General features: G+C 76.4%; 1 pseudogene. It reads left to right on the top strand.

Annotation, left to right across the window (positions count from 1 at the left end):
- Nucleotides 1-79 precede the first annotated feature (79 nt).
- Nucleotides 80-472, top strand: a pseudogene (ruvX, locus tag ACFV0G_RS32150) (Holliday junction resolvase RuvX); the annotation flags it as partial.
- Nucleotides 473-521: the final 49 nt, after the last annotated feature.

Raw genomic sequence — 521 nt, 5'->3', positions numbered from 1 at the left:
CCCGCTTGTCTCCGGGGGGGGGCCCGGGTTGCGCGGCGCGCGGGGGGGTGCCCGCGGGGGCGGGTGCTGAGTCCCCCCCCCCCACGGGCTGATCGCCACGCCGGTGGAGACCGTGCCCGCCGGCGGCCGTTCCCAGGCGCGGCTGAAGGCGATCGTCGAGGAGTACGACGCGATCGAGGTCGTGGTGGGGCTGCCCCGCTCGCTGAGCGGCAAGGAGGGCCCGGCCGCGGCGAAGGTCCGGGCGTACGCCGGGCGGCTCGCGGCGCTGGTGGCGCCGGTCGGGGTGCGGCTGGTCGACGAGCGGATGACCACGGTCACCGCCGCCCAGGGCCTGCGGGCCTCCGGCCGGTCCTCGAAGAAGGGCCGCTCGGTGATCGACCAGGCCGCGGCCGTGGTGATCCTCCAGTCGGCACTTGAGGCCGAACGGGTGAGCGGTCGGGCGCCCGGTGAGAGCGTCGAACCGGTCGGCTGATCCGATTGTTCTAACGTCCCAGAGGGGGCCCGTGCGGACGCGTCCGCAC

The organism is Kitasatospora sp. NPDC059571 (genome assembly GCF_042735675.1).
In the GTDB taxonomy this organism is placed as follows: Bacteria; Actinomycetota; Actinomycetes; order Streptomycetales; family Streptomycetaceae; genus Kitasatospora.
Note: the sequence above shows the minus strand (reverse complement) of the source record. Positions and strands in the feature narration are given on the sequence as shown.